The sequence below is a fragment of the Bradyrhizobium sp. CB1015 genome (genome assembly GCF_025200925.1).
GTDB lineage: Bacteria > Pseudomonadota > Alphaproteobacteria > Rhizobiales > Xanthobacteraceae > Bradyrhizobium.
This window is the reverse complement of sequence record NZ_CP104174.1, coordinates 4,779,057-4,793,271: the sequence shown is the minus strand read 5'-3', so window position 1 is coordinate 4,793,271 and position 14,215 is coordinate 4,779,057. Positions and strand designations below refer to the sequence as shown.

Annotated in this window: 28 protein-coding genes and 1 tRNA gene; 16 read left to right on the top strand and 13 right to left on the bottom strand. The window is 63.3% G+C overall.

Annotation, left to right across the window (positions count from 1 at the left end):
* Positions 1-7: 7 nt before the first annotated feature.
* Positions 8-769, bottom strand: coding sequence for an NAD-dependent protein deacetylase (locus tag N2604_RS22245; RefSeq protein ID WP_260370358.1), 762 nt, complete (start codon positions 767-769; stop codon positions 8-10).
* A 254-nt stretch (positions 770-1,023) separates the two neighbouring features.
* Between N2604_RS22245 and N2604_RS22240 the strand changes: the two genes are divergently transcribed.
* Positions 1,024-1,188, top strand: a complete 165-nt coding sequence (locus tag N2604_RS22240) for a hypothetical protein (protein ID WP_008558907.1) — start codon at positions 1,024-1,026, stop codon at positions 1,186-1,188.
* 95 nt (positions 1,189-1,283) lie between these two features.
* Here the strand turns inward: N2604_RS22240 and N2604_RS22235 are convergent, their stop codons facing one another.
* The gene (locus N2604_RS22235) at positions 1,284-1,568 is read right to left on the bottom strand and encodes a hypothetical protein (protein ID WP_260370357.1); all 285 of its coding nucleotides are present in this window, start codon (positions 1,566-1,568) and stop codon (positions 1,284-1,286) included.
* A gap of 279 nt (positions 1,569-1,847) precedes the next feature.
* On the opposite strand from N2604_RS22235, the gene N2604_RS22230 reads away from it, so the two are divergent.
* Together N2604_RS22230 and N2604_RS22225 are read left to right on the top strand one after the other, a co-directional pair.
* Complete coding sequence (locus N2604_RS22230) at positions 1,848-2,078, top strand: hypothetical protein (protein ID WP_260370356.1); 231 nt, start codon at positions 1,848-1,850, stop codon at positions 2,076-2,078.
* A gap of 82 nt (positions 2,079-2,160) precedes the next feature.
* On the top strand, positions 2,161-2,286 hold the full coding sequence (locus N2604_RS22225; protein ID WP_260370355.1) for a hypothetical protein: 126 nt from the start codon (positions 2,161-2,163) through the stop codon (positions 2,284-2,286).
* Here the strand turns inward: N2604_RS22225 and N2604_RS22220 are convergent.
* The 3 genes from N2604_RS22220 to N2604_RS22210 all read right to left on the bottom strand — a co-directional run bounded on the left by N2604_RS22220 (position 2,283) and on the right by N2604_RS22210 (position 3,872).
* Positions 2,283-2,480 (bottom strand): hypothetical protein, encoded by a 198-nt coding sequence (locus N2604_RS22220; protein ID WP_212257284.1) that lies wholly within the window; start codon positions 2,478-2,480, stop codon positions 2,283-2,285. The two genes, N2604_RS22225 and N2604_RS22220, sit on opposite strands and share 4 nt — an antisense overlap.
* A gap of 463 nt (positions 2,481-2,943) precedes the next feature.
* Entirely contained in the window at positions 2,944-3,078 is a 135-nt protein-coding gene (locus tag N2604_RS22215) for a hypothetical protein (RefSeq protein WP_260347228.1), read from the bottom strand.
* 497 nt (positions 3,079-3,575) lie between these two features.
* Positions 3,576-3,872, bottom strand: coding sequence for an HU family DNA-binding protein (locus N2604_RS22210; protein WP_008558895.1), 297 nt, complete (start codon positions 3,870-3,872; stop codon positions 3,576-3,578).
* A 256-nt stretch (positions 3,873-4,128) separates the two neighbouring features.
* Here N2604_RS22210 and N2604_RS22205 point away from each other — a divergent pair, with 256 nt between their 5' ends.
* The 3 genes from N2604_RS22205 (at position 4,129) to N2604_RS22195 (ending at position 5,515) form a co-directional block, all read left to right on the top strand.
* The gene (locus N2604_RS22205; RefSeq protein WP_260370354.1) at positions 4,129-4,620 is read left to right on the top strand and encodes a hypothetical protein; all 492 of its coding nucleotides are present in this window, start codon (positions 4,129-4,131) and stop codon (positions 4,618-4,620) included.
* A 130-nt stretch (positions 4,621-4,750) separates the two neighbouring features.
* Positions 4,751-5,053 (top strand): hypothetical protein, encoded by a 303-nt coding sequence (locus N2604_RS22200; RefSeq protein ID WP_260370353.1) that lies wholly within the window; start codon positions 4,751-4,753, stop codon positions 5,051-5,053.
* A 189-nt stretch (positions 5,054-5,242) separates the two neighbouring features.
* The gene (locus tag N2604_RS22195; RefSeq protein ID WP_260370352.1) at positions 5,243-5,515 is read left to right on the top strand and encodes a hypothetical protein; all 273 of its coding nucleotides are present in this window, start codon (positions 5,243-5,245) and stop codon (positions 5,513-5,515) included.
* A gap of 100 nt (positions 5,516-5,615) precedes the next feature.
* On the opposite strand, the gene N2604_RS22190 is transcribed toward N2604_RS22195, so the two are convergent.
* The 3 genes from N2604_RS22190 to N2604_RS22180 form a co-directional block, all read right to left on the bottom strand.
* Positions 5,616-5,822: a hypothetical protein gene (locus N2604_RS22190; protein ID WP_036022978.1), complete on the bottom strand. Its 207-nt coding sequence runs from the start codon at positions 5,820-5,822 to the stop codon at positions 5,616-5,618.
* Between the two features lie 855 nt (positions 5,823-6,677).
* Positions 6,678-6,905: a hypothetical protein gene (locus tag N2604_RS22185; protein WP_260370351.1), complete on the bottom strand. Its 228-nt coding sequence runs from the start codon at positions 6,903-6,905 to the stop codon at positions 6,678-6,680.
* A complete protein-coding gene (locus N2604_RS22180) occupies positions 6,899-7,132 on the bottom strand; it encodes a hypothetical protein (protein WP_260370350.1) in 234 nt (77 codons plus the stop codon). Before N2604_RS22180 ends, N2604_RS22185 begins: the two co-directional genes overlap by 7 nt.
* A gap of 98 nt (positions 7,133-7,230) precedes the next feature.
* On the opposite strand from N2604_RS22180, the gene N2604_RS22175 reads away from it, so the two are divergent.
* Together N2604_RS22175 and N2604_RS22170 are read left to right on the top strand one after the other, a co-directional pair.
* Positions 7,231-7,422 (top strand): DUF3072 domain-containing protein, encoded by a 192-nt coding sequence (locus N2604_RS22175; protein WP_260370349.1) that lies wholly within the window; start codon positions 7,231-7,233, stop codon positions 7,420-7,422.
* Between the two features lie 58 nt (positions 7,423-7,480).
* Complete coding sequence (locus N2604_RS22170) at positions 7,481-7,633, top strand: hypothetical protein (protein WP_260370348.1); 153 nt, start codon at positions 7,481-7,483, stop codon at positions 7,631-7,633.
* 4 nt (positions 7,634-7,637) lie between these two features.
* On the opposite strand, the gene N2604_RS22165 is transcribed toward N2604_RS22170, so the two are convergent.
* Positions 7,638-7,901 carry a hypothetical protein gene (locus N2604_RS22165; RefSeq protein WP_260370347.1) on the bottom strand — a complete coding sequence of 88 codons (264 nt, stop codon included), beginning with the start codon at positions 7,899-7,901 and terminating at the stop codon, positions 7,638-7,640.
* Positions 7,901-8,101 (bottom strand): hypothetical protein, encoded by a 201-nt coding sequence (locus N2604_RS22160; protein WP_260370346.1) that lies wholly within the window; start codon positions 8,099-8,101, stop codon positions 7,901-7,903. The genes N2604_RS22165 and N2604_RS22160 overlap by 1 nt, the downstream gene beginning before the upstream one ends.
* Before the next feature lie 374 nt (positions 8,102-8,475).
* Between N2604_RS22160 and N2604_RS22155 the strand changes: the two genes are divergently transcribed.
* From N2604_RS22155 to N2604_RS22140, 4 genes are all read left to right on the top strand, one after another.
* Positions 8,476-9,135: an oxidoreductase gene (locus tag N2604_RS22155; protein ID WP_260370345.1), complete on the top strand. Its 660-nt coding sequence runs from the start codon at positions 8,476-8,478 to the stop codon at positions 9,133-9,135.
* A gap of 138 nt (positions 9,136-9,273) precedes the next feature.
* A complete protein-coding gene (locus N2604_RS22150; protein ID WP_225113580.1) occupies positions 9,274-9,726 on the top strand; it encodes a VOC family protein in 453 nt (150 codons plus the stop codon).
* 23 nt (positions 9,727-9,749) lie between these two features.
* Entirely contained in the window at positions 9,750-9,878 is a 129-nt protein-coding gene (locus N2604_RS22145; protein WP_260370344.1) for a hypothetical protein, read from the top strand.
* A gap of 225 nt (positions 9,879-10,103) precedes the next feature.
* The gene (locus tag N2604_RS22140) at positions 10,104-10,742 is read left to right on the top strand and encodes a glutathione S-transferase family protein (RefSeq protein WP_260370343.1); all 639 of its coding nucleotides are present in this window, start codon (positions 10,104-10,106) and stop codon (positions 10,740-10,742) included.
* Between the two features lie 127 nt (positions 10,743-10,869).
* Here N2604_RS22140 and N2604_RS22135 read toward each other — a convergent pair whose 3' ends face one another.
* Genes N2604_RS22135 through N2604_RS22125 form a run of 3 tightly spaced genes read right to left on the bottom strand, consistent with a single transcriptional unit; the run spans position 10,870 to position 11,596 of the window.
* Positions 10,870-11,037 (bottom strand): hypothetical protein, encoded by a 168-nt coding sequence (locus N2604_RS22135; RefSeq protein WP_260370342.1) that lies wholly within the window; start codon positions 11,035-11,037, stop codon positions 10,870-10,872.
* Between the two features lie 5 nt (positions 11,038-11,042).
* Positions 11,043-11,291: a hypothetical protein gene (locus tag N2604_RS22130; RefSeq protein ID WP_260370341.1), complete on the bottom strand. Its 249-nt coding sequence runs from the start codon at positions 11,289-11,291 to the stop codon at positions 11,043-11,045.
* A 50-nt stretch (positions 11,292-11,341) separates the two neighbouring features.
* Positions 11,342-11,596, bottom strand: coding sequence for a PilZ domain-containing protein (locus N2604_RS22125; RefSeq protein WP_197952920.1), 255 nt, complete (start codon positions 11,594-11,596; stop codon positions 11,342-11,344).
* Positions 11,597-11,820: 224 nt separating this feature from the next.
* Between N2604_RS22125 and N2604_RS22120 the strand changes: the two genes are divergently transcribed.
* The 4 genes from N2604_RS22120 to N2604_RS22105 all read left to right on the top strand — a co-directional run bounded on the left by N2604_RS22120 (position 11,821) and on the right by N2604_RS22105 (position 13,849).
* Positions 11,821-11,895: transfer RNA gene (locus tag N2604_RS22120), tRNA-Glu, on the top strand.
* Positions 11,896-11,974: 79 nt separating this feature from the next.
* Complete coding sequence (locus tag N2604_RS22115) at positions 11,975-12,637, top strand: hypothetical protein (protein WP_260370340.1); 663 nt, start codon at positions 11,975-11,977, stop codon at positions 12,635-12,637.
* A 207-nt stretch (positions 12,638-12,844) separates the two neighbouring features.
* Positions 12,845-13,471: a PilZ domain-containing protein gene (locus N2604_RS22110; protein WP_260370339.1), complete on the top strand. Its 627-nt coding sequence runs from the start codon at positions 12,845-12,847 to the stop codon at positions 13,469-13,471.
* Positions 13,472-13,576: 105 nt separating this feature from the next.
* Positions 13,577-13,849 (top strand): hypothetical protein, encoded by a 273-nt coding sequence (locus tag N2604_RS22105; RefSeq protein WP_260370338.1) that lies wholly within the window; start codon positions 13,577-13,579, stop codon positions 13,847-13,849.
* Positions 13,850-14,215: the final 366 nt, after the last annotated feature.

The window sequence follows — 14,215 nt, the reverse complement described above, 5'->3', positions numbered from 1 at the left end:
TGACGCCTCAATTTCCGACAAAGGGCCCGAGCGTCTCGCCGATGTCGTGGTGGATGACGAGGTCGGCGATGTCGTCCTGCTCGGTCGGCTCGCGATTGATGATCACAAGACGTGCACCGGCGCGCTTGGCCATCATCGGAAAGCCGGCGGCCGGCCAGACCACCAGCGAGGAACCGATCGCGATGAAGAGATCGCAGGCCCGCGACAGCGCTGTCGCGCGCTGCATCTCGTCGTCCGGCATCATTTGACCGAAGGAGATCGTGGCGGTTTTCACCGGTTCGTCGCAGGCGGTGCAGTTGGGCGCCGCGCCAGCGTCGTCGAAACGGCGCCTCACCCACTCGAGCGGATAGGCCTGCCCACAACCGACGCAGCGCGCATAAGTGGTATTTCCGTGAAGTTCAACCACGTGCTCCGGCGCGAAGCCCGAGGCCTGGTGCAGGTTGTCGATGTTCTGGGTGATGACGGCGGGAACCTTGCCGGCGCGGTAGAGCGATGCCAGCGCCCGGTGGCCGCGGCCGGGCTTCGCTGCGGCAAAGACCTCCTCCATCGCAAAGCGCCGCCGCCAGGATTCGTCCCGCGCTGACTGGCTCGCGACGAACTCGTCGAACGGGATCGGACGGTTACGCGTCCAAATTCCGCCCGGCGAGCGGAAGTCGGGAATGCCGCATTCGGTCGAGATGCCGGCACCGGTGAACGGGACGATGGTCCTGGCCTCGGCGATCATGTCGCCGAGCCGCTCGATACCGCTCTGAAGGTCCGTTGCGATCAATCGCGCCTCCCGACTCGTTTGGCCTGACAGCAACATGCGCACACGGCAAGATCGTTTGACGCTCTTATCAAGCGCCAACGCAACGCGCTCGGCAATTTCTTCCGACCTTCGCATATCACAATCCTGCAATGCCTCCTCCCCATTGACGCCCCATTCGGGAGTGCCAATGGATGTGTTGACGCGACTCAACGTGATTGCGGCGGCAGTGCTTGAGTTCAGATGTGCACATACTCAAGGTGTAGAGGGGATTTGACATGACCGAAGACGAACAGCGCAAAGAGCGCGAACGCGAAGAGATCGCCGCCCGTGTCGCAGCCTTCCGTGCCACTCAGGAAAAGTTCAAGCGCGAGCGCGAGGAATACTTCGTGTCGACGCTGGAGAATGCCCGCAAGGTCGAGCGGCCTTCGCTCTGGCCGTAACATCGGCGCGCCGGCAGGCGCGACGACATGCGAATGAAAAAAGCCCGGAGCAGCGCTCCGGGCTTTTCGCTATTGGCGATCACTGGATCGCCGGCCTACCAATGCCGCCAGTGATGGTGGTGCCGGTAATACGGCCCGCCGTAATAGGCGTACGGACCCGGTCCGTAATAGCTCGGGCCGTCATAATAGGCGTAGCCGGGGCCGTAATAGCCGTAGGGATGAGAGGCTGCGACCGCGCCCGCGGTGATCGCGCCGGCGGCAAGGCCGAACGCGAGGCCCGGCCCGATGCCGCGGTGACGTGCCTCGGCGGGCGCAGGGGCTGCCACCGCGGTTACGCCGACGGCTGCGACGGTGGCCAGAACTGCCAATGTCTTCTTCATGCTCTCCTCCTTCGCGTCTTGCGGGGATAACAGCGAGCGCCTGCGATGGTTGCGGGGCGCGCGGGAACCGATCGCGGTCAAAAAATGTCGATGCAGCGGGAACAAAATGGCCGGCGGCGGATTGACGTTGCAAGTGCGGGAGCCTCCGCCATCCGGGTTGAGGCGACAGCACGAAGACCCCGTCAGCATCTCCGCGATGCTGGCGGGGTTTTCAGTTTCACGGGAGCAGATGGCAGCAGACCACGACGGTTGCCAGCGGGGACGATCGAGGAGGAAAGCTTGCCGTTATCCGCTTTGCTGGCCCGTATCCGCAAATTGGTTCCCAGATCCGACGATGAGCACTACGACGAGATCGTCCGCAGCTTCGGTGTCGGCACGCTGCGCCCGCCGCCGACGCCGATGAGCGACCGCGAGCTGGCGCAGGCCATCGCCGAGTTCCTGAAGGAGCAGCCGTCGAGCGAATCCGTCGCGACCCTCGGCCGAAGGCTCGACCCCTCCTCTCCGCTCTGAGTTTCTGTGCGGGAGCATGGAACCGGGATTGCGCGCGGACGTTGAATCCTTCCCACGCTAAAGCGGAGGGAAAGAGGCCGATATGCCCGCCTGGCTCGAAATCTTGCTCAACCTGTCCGGCTATGCCGGCTTCGTGGCGCTCGCCTCGCGCGGCGCCGCATGCCCGCAGGCGCGGGCCGACGACCGCCGCCGCGGCGACGAGCGCTAATTGGCGCGCGGTGCCTGGCCTGCCGTGCGCACCAGCCGGTCGGCCTTCACCGCAACGCGCGTGTCCTCGGCCTGCGGCCGCAACGAGAAGCTGATCACGACGAAAGCAAGACAGAACAGCGCGCCGACGACGGCGACGCGCCGGTAGGTGTGCCGGTCGCCTTGAAAAAAGGACGGCTCTGAAAAGGGCATCATGGCAAATTGCTTCTTGGCCAAATCGTTTCTTTGGCAACGTCGTTCCTTGCTTGTCTTTGCCGAACACCTACCCCAAGGCGCAGCAAGCGCAACGCGATTGGGCTTTTAACCTAACCGAATAGGGTTATCGGCATCCGCGCAAGCTATCGTTAGCCAGACCGCAGACGACAGCTCCGCGGTGATGAGCTGCAACAAGAACGACCTGCTTTGTTCCAGCTTCGACTCCATTTCGTTCTCCGAAGAACGAATCGGAGTCGCAAGAATGAGCGCCGAGCAACTCCTAACGATCGATAAAAGCGCGCACGCTCACACGTTCGACGCCGCAGGACTCTTCTGCAACAAGACTCTTCTCCGACAAAACTTCGAGAAGACTCTTCGCCGGCAAGCAACGCGGCGGCAGGTCAAGCGCGCTCCCGTCTGAGCGGGATCGCGCCCGCGCGTCGCTGCGTGGCGTCGATGCAGGTCAGGCCGCCCGCTTCGGCTTCTCCTTCGAGAAGCATTCGAGGATCTGGATGCGGAGCTCTTCCGCGGCAGGGCCCTCGACCTTCCTGAGCTCGTTCCAGAGCCGGATCACTTCGCGCTGCTTTTCGACGGTCATGAGCAACCTCCAACGGTCCACCAAGGCGGCTCACACTAGAACAAAATGAGAACAAAAAGTCCAGCCCCACAAGCGAAATTTCCTCGGAGGCGACGTTGAACCTTTGCGGCGCGGCAAGCACTCATGGAAGCTGGGGATTTCAGCGCCCAGTTACACGGCAGCGCCGCCTGACGAACATACTCCGTCACGGCGGCGCTGTTGCTTTTTGCAATTTCAACTTTAGGTTATGAGCCATGGCTGTCGGCGAGGCGCTGAAATCCCAACGCCGTCAGCCAGAAGAGCCTCGCGCGAAAGCGCGGGGCTTTTTCTTGTGAAAGCGGGTGAGGATAGTGACGGAACGGGGCTCGCCGTTCCGGACAGCGCGAGTACCGCGCGCTACGGTTTTCTGATGGTCGTGGTGATGTTCGGCATCCCATGGCCGAGCACCACCTGGTCTTCAGCCGTTGCTCGCTGCGCCGCCGCGCCAATGAGCCGACTGCAACGACATCGCCGGCACGTCAGACGGCGTCCTTGGCCACCTTCAGCGGCGAGGCCTTGACCGATTTGCTGGCGGGCTTCGCCGCGAACTGCATCGGCTCCTTGGTGAAGGGATTGATGCCCATGCGGGCTTCGGTCGCGGGCTTGTTCACGACCGACATCTTCACGAAGCCGGGAATGACGAACTCGCCGGACTCGTTGAGCTCCTTGTAGCCGACGGTCGCCATGTACTCGATCACCGACTTCACGTCGTTCTTCGAAAGCTGCGTGCCCTCGGCAATTGCATCGATCAATTGGGTCTTCGTCATCTTTGCCATGGTCTGAATTCCTTTGAATGGGTGCGCGGAGCAATCTGCTGCTGAGGACGCGGCCGGACCCGCGAATGCGCGCTGCTGATTCATGCCAGAAGTCATGAAGTGATCGGGCTTAGACCCTATCGAGGCCGAAAACGCAAGCATGGGCTCTGCGGGGTTCCCGACTTCCTGTGCAAGATGTTGTAAGACCTGCAATTTTCTTGAACCTCGCGGAGCACCGCGCCTGCTATAAGGTCGCAAGTTTTCTGATGGGGTGCTGATGAAGGTCGCTATCGTCATTGCAGGGTTGATCGTGGTCGCCGTCGCAGCCCTCGTCGCGATCCAGCCAAGCTTCTTGAAGCCTGCGTCTCTTGCCCTCGTGAAAAAGTCGGACATCTTCGGCTTCTCGCCCGGGATGACATTCGAAGAGGCGAGCAAGCTCGTCAGTCAACGCCACTATCTCTGCCGGCAGAGCCGAGGTCCGTACACCCTCGAATGCGAGATCAACGGCGCCAAGGTCACAGCTCACGGCGACGAGACCGACGCCAGGCATCCGATCTGGCGCGTTAATGCGACACTGAACAATCCGGGAGCGCAGGAAGCTGCCGTCAAATCGATCTCCGAGCAGTTCAACGCACCGGCCATCAAGGACCGCGAAGGCTGGACATGGATCGTCGGCCGCGGGTTCAAGCTGAGCTATGACGGCGCCACCTTGACTCTCGTGGATGAGGCCGCTGAGGCCAGGCTTCGCAAGGAGGACGCCAAGCGCTAGATCGCATCGCGCTTTGGAGCGTGGAGTCACCTCGTCGTGAAACTTGTGGCTCGGCGCCTTGTTGTTGACGCTTCAGTAACCTAACGCGACCAAGCTTCAGTCAGGTTGGTTGCGTTGGAGTATCCTGACAGTGCTGGATTTTAACGAGCTGCGTGAACTTGCGGCGGATGTTCGTATTTTCGTCGACGTCGCCGAAGACAAGGCCGAGGCGCTCAGAGCCGTGATCGCGGCCTACGACGTGGTGCTGGCGATCTTCCCGGCGGGCGATGGCATGGGCCTCCACGTCATCAAGGGCAAGGAGATCCTGGACAAGATCGCGACGTCGCGCACACACGCGATGTACAGCCACACGGCGATCGCGGTTCCGGATCTCGCTCATGCCGAAGCGCTCAAGTTCCTGACGACGCCGGTCGAACACCGGATTGCGGCCTGAGACACGCTTCCGAAAGCGCGAGAACGCGTCGTCCTCATCTCGGCGCGCTGAAGCTCGGCTGCCTTACGCGAGAATTCGCGGCCTGAAACGCAGGCCGCCGCCGCAGGATTTCTTGTCTTGTGAACGTCCGGTTGGGGAACATCGCTTCTGCACTCCCGTTGGCTGCGAGCAACCAACCAGGAGTTTGCGATGAAGAAGATCATGATTGCCGCCGCCGCCCTCGGTCTGATGTGCGGCTCCGCCCTTGCGCAGAACCAGACCGGCCCGGCCCCGCAGTCCAACAACATGCAGAAGCCGGGCATCAAAAACACGGACAAGGGCTCGATGAATCAGGGCACGACCGGCATGAGCAATGACGGCATGAGCAAAGGCGGAATGGTGCGGCCGGACGCATCCGGTCAGGGCGGCGCAGGCCCGGGCAGCGATCAGGGTGGCAGCAAGGCCCGAAGCAACATGAAATAAGCGACGCCCCGCAAGCGTCATTTCAGCCGCACCGCTCGCAGCAGAGCGGCGCGGCGGAATCGTCGTGGTCGCTTCAGCGGCTTCGTCTGGGCGCGCGGGCTTAGGCGGTTCGCCGCTTCCGTCGCAGACCGATGCGCGTGCCCGGCAGATTGATGCCAAGCTCGATCGCGCGCGACCTGATCGAGGCAATGGGCCGCTTGAGCTTCACGATCATCAGCGTCAGGCTCTTTCCGGTTTCACACATGGATCGAAGCAGCCGGTCGTCGTCTTCCGACCAGCGTTCGTGGTTGTAGGTGCGGGCAGCCATGGACGTTTGCCTCTGAGGCCAATGAGGCGGGACCAAGGGCGAGAATGTCAAAGGACCCAGCTTCGCCTGTTCTGAGCGCGGCGGCTGGGTGTCAGTTGAGGGGCGGCTTGTTACGCTGCCGCCTGACGCAGAGATAGTTTTTGGGCGTCGATTTTCAACCGACTTACGGATTTGTAATTGCCCGCCGCGAGCGCATCCACGTTCCGGCGAAACGGCACGGCCTTTTTCGAACTTTCTTCCGGCCTTGCGCGTCTTACAGTTGAAGCGTCCCTAAGCTTCACCTCGACAGAGAACCCCGCTCGTGAAGTGCGGGGTTTTCGCTTTTGGCGCTGCATCAGCTCGCCCGGGATTTCAAGCGCTCTTTGCCGTTGACCCGGCGGCCCTCCAGACGCACTTTTTGCGGGGGGCAGGGTTTTGAGGAGCCGTGATGCCGAAAACCCTCGTTGAATTCAGAGCGCAGAACCTTCGTTTGCTCGAGCGGCTTTGTCCCGAGGACCCGCGATACATCGCGGCCTGGCTGAAGCAGTTCGATGAGCAGAACGGGATCACGCCAAAAGCTCGTCCGAAGTCCGGCAAGAGCACTGCTCCGCCGCGAAGCAAGACCGCTTCGCCCGGGCGCACCAGGTCGGCGCCCTCCTCCTCGGTCTCACCTCGCTGACCGGCGCAACGATCAGCCGCGCACGCTTGGGGTCTGCTTGCACGCTCGCCACATAGCCGAAGCGGCGCAAGCTTACGGCGCGACGCTTCTTTCGCGAACCCGCGGACCTGGCCCTTCTCACCTTCGAGACTTGTGCGCGGGCTAATTTGCATCCGACGGCTTTGCCGGACCTCAGCGGCAGAGAGCCGCATCGACAGTCACGGAATGTCCGCCGCCTTCCGGTTGTCCCCGATCGAAACCGGCTTGTTGAGGAAATACTCCCGGTTGCCTGTCGCAGCTTCCGCGTACTGGTCGATGGCGACGATGATGGCTTGGACGTGGGCGTAGCACCATCCTTCCCGCGTCGCTCTGCGGCGAACGTCCTCGAGCGCGGTCAGGAAAGGCGACAGATTTCGCTCGTCATCGAACCACCGCCTGCTCACCATGTCCTCCCGCCGAGCACCCTGCCCTTGGTTGGGCGCGGCTCTGCCGCCTTCAGCGCATCGCGTTCCGCGCACAGGCTCTCGACCTTCGCCTCCATCCGCGACAGCAGCGCTTCGGCCGAGGCTGTGCCGATACCCGCCCGCTGCAGCTGGAGGATCTCCTTCCTCTGCCTGCCCATCTGGATGCGCATCCGTTCGATCTCCCGCCTGAGAAAGTCCAGGTCCGGCATTGTTCCGCCTCGCGAATTCTAGAGATGCCCCATGAGAACAAAAACGGAACGAAGAGTCGAGTCCGACGTTCTACGGAAACGGAAAAAGGAGATGTGCAATGGCCGACAACACCCGCAAGGACCCGAAGGACTGGGTTTCCGGCGACGACCCGATGACCGGAGCCCAGGAATCCTATCTCAAGACCCTCGCCGAGCAGGCGCGCGAGAGCCCGCCCGAGGAGGAGCTGACCAAGGCCGAGGCCTCGGAGCTGATCGACAAGATGCGGCAAAAGGCCGGGCTGGAGCAGTGAGCCGTCCGATTGCGGGAACCCGGCTCCGTGCGTATGCAAACGAAATTTGGAATCCAAAATGCCTTATTTCGTTTGTGCCCGCGACGGAGCGGGTCAGATCATCTTGAAACGAGAGACCCGTGAAGCGGCCGAGAAGAAGGCCGCCGAGCTCCGCGACATGGGCTATTTCGACGTCGAGATCGTCGCCAAGGGCAACGAGGAGACGGCGTGAGGGATCATGCTTCCCGCAGCACCTTGACGGCGCTGAGAATGACGAAAGCACCGAGACCATAGCTCAGCGCATTCACGACCCAGGAAATGGCGATGCCGAGGAAGGTGGATCCTCCGACCGCTCCCCGGAAAGAATAAGCTGCGGTGATGCCCGGCCACTCAAGCCAAAGAAACGCGAAGTCGGTTAGTGGCTCCAGCACAAGAAGCACCGTCGAGATGAGCGCCCCGATGGCCAATGCGATGACGAGGTATGTCCTCAGCCAGGGCATCAAAGACCCAGCAGGCCGGCGATAACAGGAATGAGGAAAAAGGCGGCGATTCCGAGAAGCATGCCTACAACGAAGCGTGCAGCGCGGCCGTGAATCTTCGTATCGAGCCACGCACAGATGGTCACCGCAGCCTGTCTCAGCCAGCTGCCCACGAGGGTTCTGACGAGATCGAATAGGAGTTCTGCAAGGAATGCGGCCATGGCGTTTGGTCGGCGCCACCTCTGGCGGGGTTCATTGGGCCGGTCATCGCGGTGGTTTCGAAGGCCAAATGGCCGGCATGGGCGAGTTCGTCATTGTCGGCACGCCATGTCGCGTCCTATACCGTAATGGAAAGCTCAATCCGGATATTGCGCATCCTGCACGACCTTCGGGCGCGCCACTCCCCCTGACTTTCAACGAGCGACCAGCTCGTAGGATGGGTAGAGCGAAGCGACCCATCGAGGCCTTGTTGCATGACGAAACATGATGGGTTTCGCAAGTGCTCTACCCATCCTACGAGCTGCACGACCTTCGGGCGCCACTCCCCCTGACTTTCAACAAGCGATCAGGCAATCAACGCAAAACGGTGGCTTGAATGAAAACCGCACTTGTCTTCGGCGCAACCGGCTTCATCGGCTCGCATTTGCTGCGCGACCTGTTGGACAGTCCCGACTATTCGCGGGTTGTGGCGGTGGCCCGCAAGCCGCTGGCGGTGAGCCATCCGAAGCTCACGGTGCTGATCGGCGATCTCGCTTCCCTGCCCGCACTCAAGCCGCAATTGGTTGCTGACGAGATCTTCATCGCGCTCGGGACGACGCGCAAGCACACGCCTGACGAGGCCGCGTACTACAAGATCGATCATGATTATCCGCTGCTCGCGGCCGAGATCGCGAGGGCGAACGGCGCGCGGTCGGTGTTTCTGGTCACGGCCGTCGGCGCCAACGCTGCTTCCAGCGTGTTCTATCTCAGGACCAAGGGTGAGGTGGAGCGCGACATTCTCGCGCTCGATTTCGAGCACACGCATATCTTCCGCCCGTCGATGATCCTCGGCGCGCGCGAGGAGGACCGCCCGCGTGAACGCCTCATCATCGCGATATGGGGCGTGCTCAATCCGCTGCTCATTGGCCCGGCCGACCGCTATCGCGGCCTCAGCGGCAACGACATCGCGCACGCCATCGCCAAAGCCGCGCGGCATCAAACCGAGAAGGTGCGTATCTATCATTGGAAAGAGATGGCGGCCCTGCTTCGAACGTGATGCAGTGCGAGCCGAACCGGCACCCTTCACGCACATTTGCCGCCTCCCCCTGCCCCTCCTCTCCGTTTCCTGCTATCTCCTACCCTCGCCGTCCCGGCCCAAGACAAAACCCTCCGTCCGTTCCAGGGAGCAACAACCATGCGATACCTCCACACCATGCTGCGCGTGCGCAATCTCGATGTCGCGCTGAAATTCTACCAGGATGCGCTGGGCTTGAAGGAGGTGCGGCGGATCGAGAACGACAAGGGGCGGTTCACGCTGGTGTTCCTGTGCTCGGCGGACGATCTCGAAGCCTTGAAGAAGCAGCCGCCGACGCGCGGGGCGCCGCTGGTCGAGCTCACCTACAATTGGGACGAGGAGAAGTATGGCGAGGACCGCTTCTTCGGTCATCTCGCCTATGAGGTCGACGACATCTACGCCACCTGCGAGAAGCTGATGAAGGCGGGCGTCACCATCAACCGTCCGCCGCGCGACGGCAACATGGCCTTCGTCCGCTCGCCGGACCTGCACTCGATCGAGCTGTTGCAGAAGGGCGATCCGAAGCCGCCGCAGGAGCCGTGGGCGTCGATGCCCAATACCGGCCACTGGTAGGCCCTTCGCGCAGGAACAAGCGCTTGCCGCCGGCGTTCACCCTCCAAGCGATGCAATTGGAGGAGGATGCGATGGCGAGAGGGCTGTTGCTGTGGATGCTTGGCGTGCCGATCCCGGTGATCATTCTGTTGTGGCTGTTCTTCGGCCGCTGAGCGAAAGGCTTGAACTTTGCAATGAAAGCTCCGCCGCGTGCGGGGCTTTTTGCATGACGGGCGCGATGCAATCGCGCATCGATCCGCGCGCCGAATTCCGCTATCACCCGCGCAGGGTGGATTTGTAGCCCGGATCGAGCGCAAGCGTAATCCGGGACTACCAGCGCCCGGATTGCGCTTCGCTCCATCCAGGCTACGACACCGAACAATGCGGGGAGACGCTTCATGCCTGACACCAAGCTGACGATCTGGGGCCGCGCCAATTCGGTCAACGTGCAGAAGGTGCTGTGGTGCTGCACCGAGCTCGGCCTCGCCTACGAGCGCATCGATGCCGGCATGCAATACGGCAAGACGGGCGAGGCCGCGTATCTGGCGATGAATCCCAACGCGCGGATCCCGACGCTGGTCGAAGGCGACTTCGTGCTGTGGGAGTCCAACTCCATCATGCGCTATCTCTGCCTCGCGCATGGCCGGGGCACGCCGATCTACCCCGAGGCGCCGAAGCAGCGCGCCTCGATCGACCGCTGGCTCGACTGGACGCTGTCGACGGTGCAGCCGGTAGACCGCCCGGTTTTCTGGGGCATCGTGCGCACGGCGCCCGCCGAACGCGACATCATCCAGGTGCAGCGCGATGCCGATGCCGCCGCCGAGGTCTGGGCCATCGCTGAGCGCCTGCTCGCCACGCGCCGCTTCATCGAGGGCGATGCGTTCACGCTCGCCGATATCGCGGTCGGATCCTATGCGCGGCGCTGGCTCGGGGTCGAAGGCATCAGCCGGCCGGCACAGCCGCACCTCACCCGCTGGCTCGCCGAGCTCGGCAAGCGGCCGGGATTTGCGCAATTCGTCGCACCGCCGATGTCGTGAGCACCTCGCGCGGGTTAAGCTGCGGCGATCGCGCGGGGAATCCGCGTTCCGGCGCACTTCCCGCGGCGTCACCGCGGCGCTTGACGGCTACTGTGCATGGGGTTGTTTTTGCACTTTTTTATGTGCGCTAGCGCCAACCGCGCTCGACCAGCAGCACGACGATGATCAGCAGCAGCGTCACCGCGGCCGTTGCCAGCCGCGCGGTCCAGCTGACGCCGCGGCCGACCCACCACAACAGCGCGCAATACATCAGCACGGGGACGATGATCTCGAGCCGCACCAGATCCGCCGGCATGGCCTTCAGCGCCGGATGCCGGTGTCGACGCTGGTCGAGCCGCCGATCTGGACGCAAGTCCCGGTGCCCTCGACCATCACGAAGCGGGGCCCGTAAGCGGCGCAGGAGCCTGCCCGCGTCTTCCCGGCCGTGCTGCCGGTCAGCGGCAGCTCCTTGCCCGCCAGCGGCCGCTCGGCGGGTGGCAGGCGCAGGGTCTCGGCCGCGGTCGCGGACGTGGCCAGCAGGGAGAGCAGGATGAGGAGCGGCGTACGCATCGGCGCCTTGTAGCCCGGACCGGCCGCGCGCGCCATCGGGCTGTCCGCGACTAGAGGAACCTGACGCCGGCCGACTTGCCGCGGCGCCAGACCACCTGGCAGCTCCGCCCGGTGCGCGCATCGCGGGCGAAGGCCATCCGGATCACGCCGGGAAGCTGGCTTGCGTCCTCGTCGAGGGTGATCTTGGCGCCCGAATCCGAAATGTCCTGGACCAGGCAGTGCCGCGCGGCGAATCCGCCGTCGAGCGTGATCCAGGCGTGCTGCGACAGCAGCTTGCGGGCTGCGCGCTTCTTCGGCGGTGGCATCGGCAAAATCTCCCCGTCCAGCGCTACGCAGGGAACCCTAACAAACCGTTGAAATCGCCTCCGAATGATCCCGGGCTCGGGACTATCCACCGGAGCCAAAAGACCGTTCCCGAACGGCTTGCCCGGGAGCGCAAACGCCACTATACGTTCGCCCGCTGCAAGCCGCCGGGCCCTGCTCGGCCGGCCAGCGGCCGTGCCGGGCAAATCGGCAGGGCCCTGCGTTTGCTCCCTTCGTCTATCGGTCAGGACGCCACCCTTTCACGGTGGAGAGAGCGGTTCGATTCCGCTAGGGAGCGCCAAAGGCGCAAGCCGCCGTGGCAGCATGAACCTCCTCGCCCCTCATCTCCGACCAATGTCAGGTCGCACCGGTCGAGGCCCATGCCGCAGCACAAAGCCGACATTGCAGACGCATCGCCGATGCCGGCGCTTCCGACATGGCTGCGCCACCCGCACCAGCATGCGCCGGACCGACGCGCCAAAATGCTCGAGCACATGGCGCGCGCCCGATCGGTGCCGCGGCCCCAGGCAGATTTTGCGCCGGCCGCGCCCGTGCCGTCCGGCAGCAGTGCCAAAGACATCGTCAGCGATCTCATCGGCTACGTCGTCCTGTTCGGTGTCGCCGGGCTGCTCTTCCAGTCGCGCGTTCCTCTCTATTTCGGCGCGTTTCTTTTCCTGACCGACGGCGAGCGCATTGAAGGCGCGCTGGCAAGGATCGGCATCCGCCTCGAGCCCGAGACGATCGGCCCAGACATCGTCAAGCGCTCTGTATTCTGGCTCGGATGGTTCGCGTTGCTCGGCGCTTTGAAGGGCTCCGTCCCCGTCTGGCTCGCGCCATGGATGCCTCCGACCGAGTCCTGGTCTTCACTGGCCGGCATTGCCCTTCTGCTCGCCATCGTCGAAGCATTGACGACGCTCGCGATGCGGCGCGCATTGCCGCGCTTGCGATGGGAGATCCGTCCGAACGGCCCGACATGGACGACGATCCAGTTCGCCGCGGCCATTGCCGCGCTGACTATTCTGGTGCTGTTCGGACCTCGCTAGGCGTCGCCGCGGCTTCGCTGCGGCCTGAATGACGACGTTGTGCGGTTGCCTGCAGCATAGCGGGTCCTTATGCCGCGCTTCCCGCTGCGCCGCCGAGCCGCGCATTTACCGAAAATTTACCCCTGCTCTTGGGCTGCAGTATCATTTGCTTAGAGTTTCGCAGTTACCGTGAAACTACGGAAATCACCCAAGAACAGATTGGCGCTCATGTCCGTCGCGGAGTTCCTGAGGCAGCGAGCAGTGGATGTTGCGGTCAGCGGCAGCTACTCGCTGCCCCGCTGGTACGATTGCGAGGGCAAGCTCCGCAGCTTCGCCTGCCGAACCAAGCGTGTCTCGCCCTTCCGGATGATCGTGGACGTGCCTGTGGTCGGCAAGGTCGGCGAGCGCGTGACCTCCTACTTCCAGGATTTCGGCGAATTCCAGTGCACCATCAGCGCGACACTGAAGGCGGGCTTCCTGATGGAGCTCGAGATGACGCGAGCGCGGCGCGCCTGGATGTCGGAAAAGCTGACCTGGCTCGAGAAGAAGCAGAAGGATGCGAGCGTTCGGGAGCTGCGGCGTGACGCGCGCTTCGTTCCGCAGGTCTCGCACACCGTCCTGACCCTCGCCGACGGCAGCAGCCATCCCTGCTTCATCATCGACGTCTCGACGGCCGGCGTGGGGGTGTCCTCCGAGTACGATCCGGCGATCGGAACCCCGCTTGCGGTCGGCGCTTGCGTCGGGCGGGTGATCCGCAAGTTCGACCACGGCTTTGCGGTCAAATTCGCCGAAAAGCAGGACCGGGACGACCTCGCCCGCCTGATCGCGCGCACGCCCTTGCTGAAGTCGGCCTGACTCTCCGCCTCGCCGCCCTATAGCGGCCCCAATGCCGGATCAGCCTTTGCGGGGTCTGCGCCTCGGGCCGGACGTCATTTTGCAGACTTGCGATCGGGGGACCGAATGGCAGTCGACAAGATCACGGCTGATAAGATCAAGGTTGGTAAGATCACCTGGGACAGGGTCGGCCGGGTCACCGAGCCCGGACGCTACATGTACACGTTCGGCTGGCTCACCATCACGGCTGGCGATCTCGAGATCTGGAAGCGATACCCGCAAGCCGCGTTCACCCTGCTGGCGCAGCATTCCCTGTCACACGAGTCCGCCGGCGAGGAATTCCATCTCGGCGCCTTCGACGTCGCACCCGATACGCCGTCTCCGGTCACCACGCACTGAGCCGAAAAGCGCGGTCCCCTGCGGAGCGCTTGGCATGGGCGTTGCTTCATCATCGCCAGGATGCACTGCCGTCGACCCGGCCCTTCTGCTGCTGCTCATCCTTCTCCTGCCTCGGCACGTGCTTCGTCCGCGCGTTCTGGGACCTGGAGCGGTTGCGCGCACGCCGGATCGATGGCCCGTTCCGCGGGCGCATAGCGAAGCGAGACTAGGGCCTCCAGCAGCCGATCCGCCGCCGGCCCAGGTGCGCCAGGAATCGAAGAAACCTGAGCATTTCCTTGATCTGGCTTGCAAATCCCGATCCTGCGCCCGCCGCGCAATTGTTGCCGTGGATGACGAGCATCTCTTGTCATGCAATTGATGGTGCTG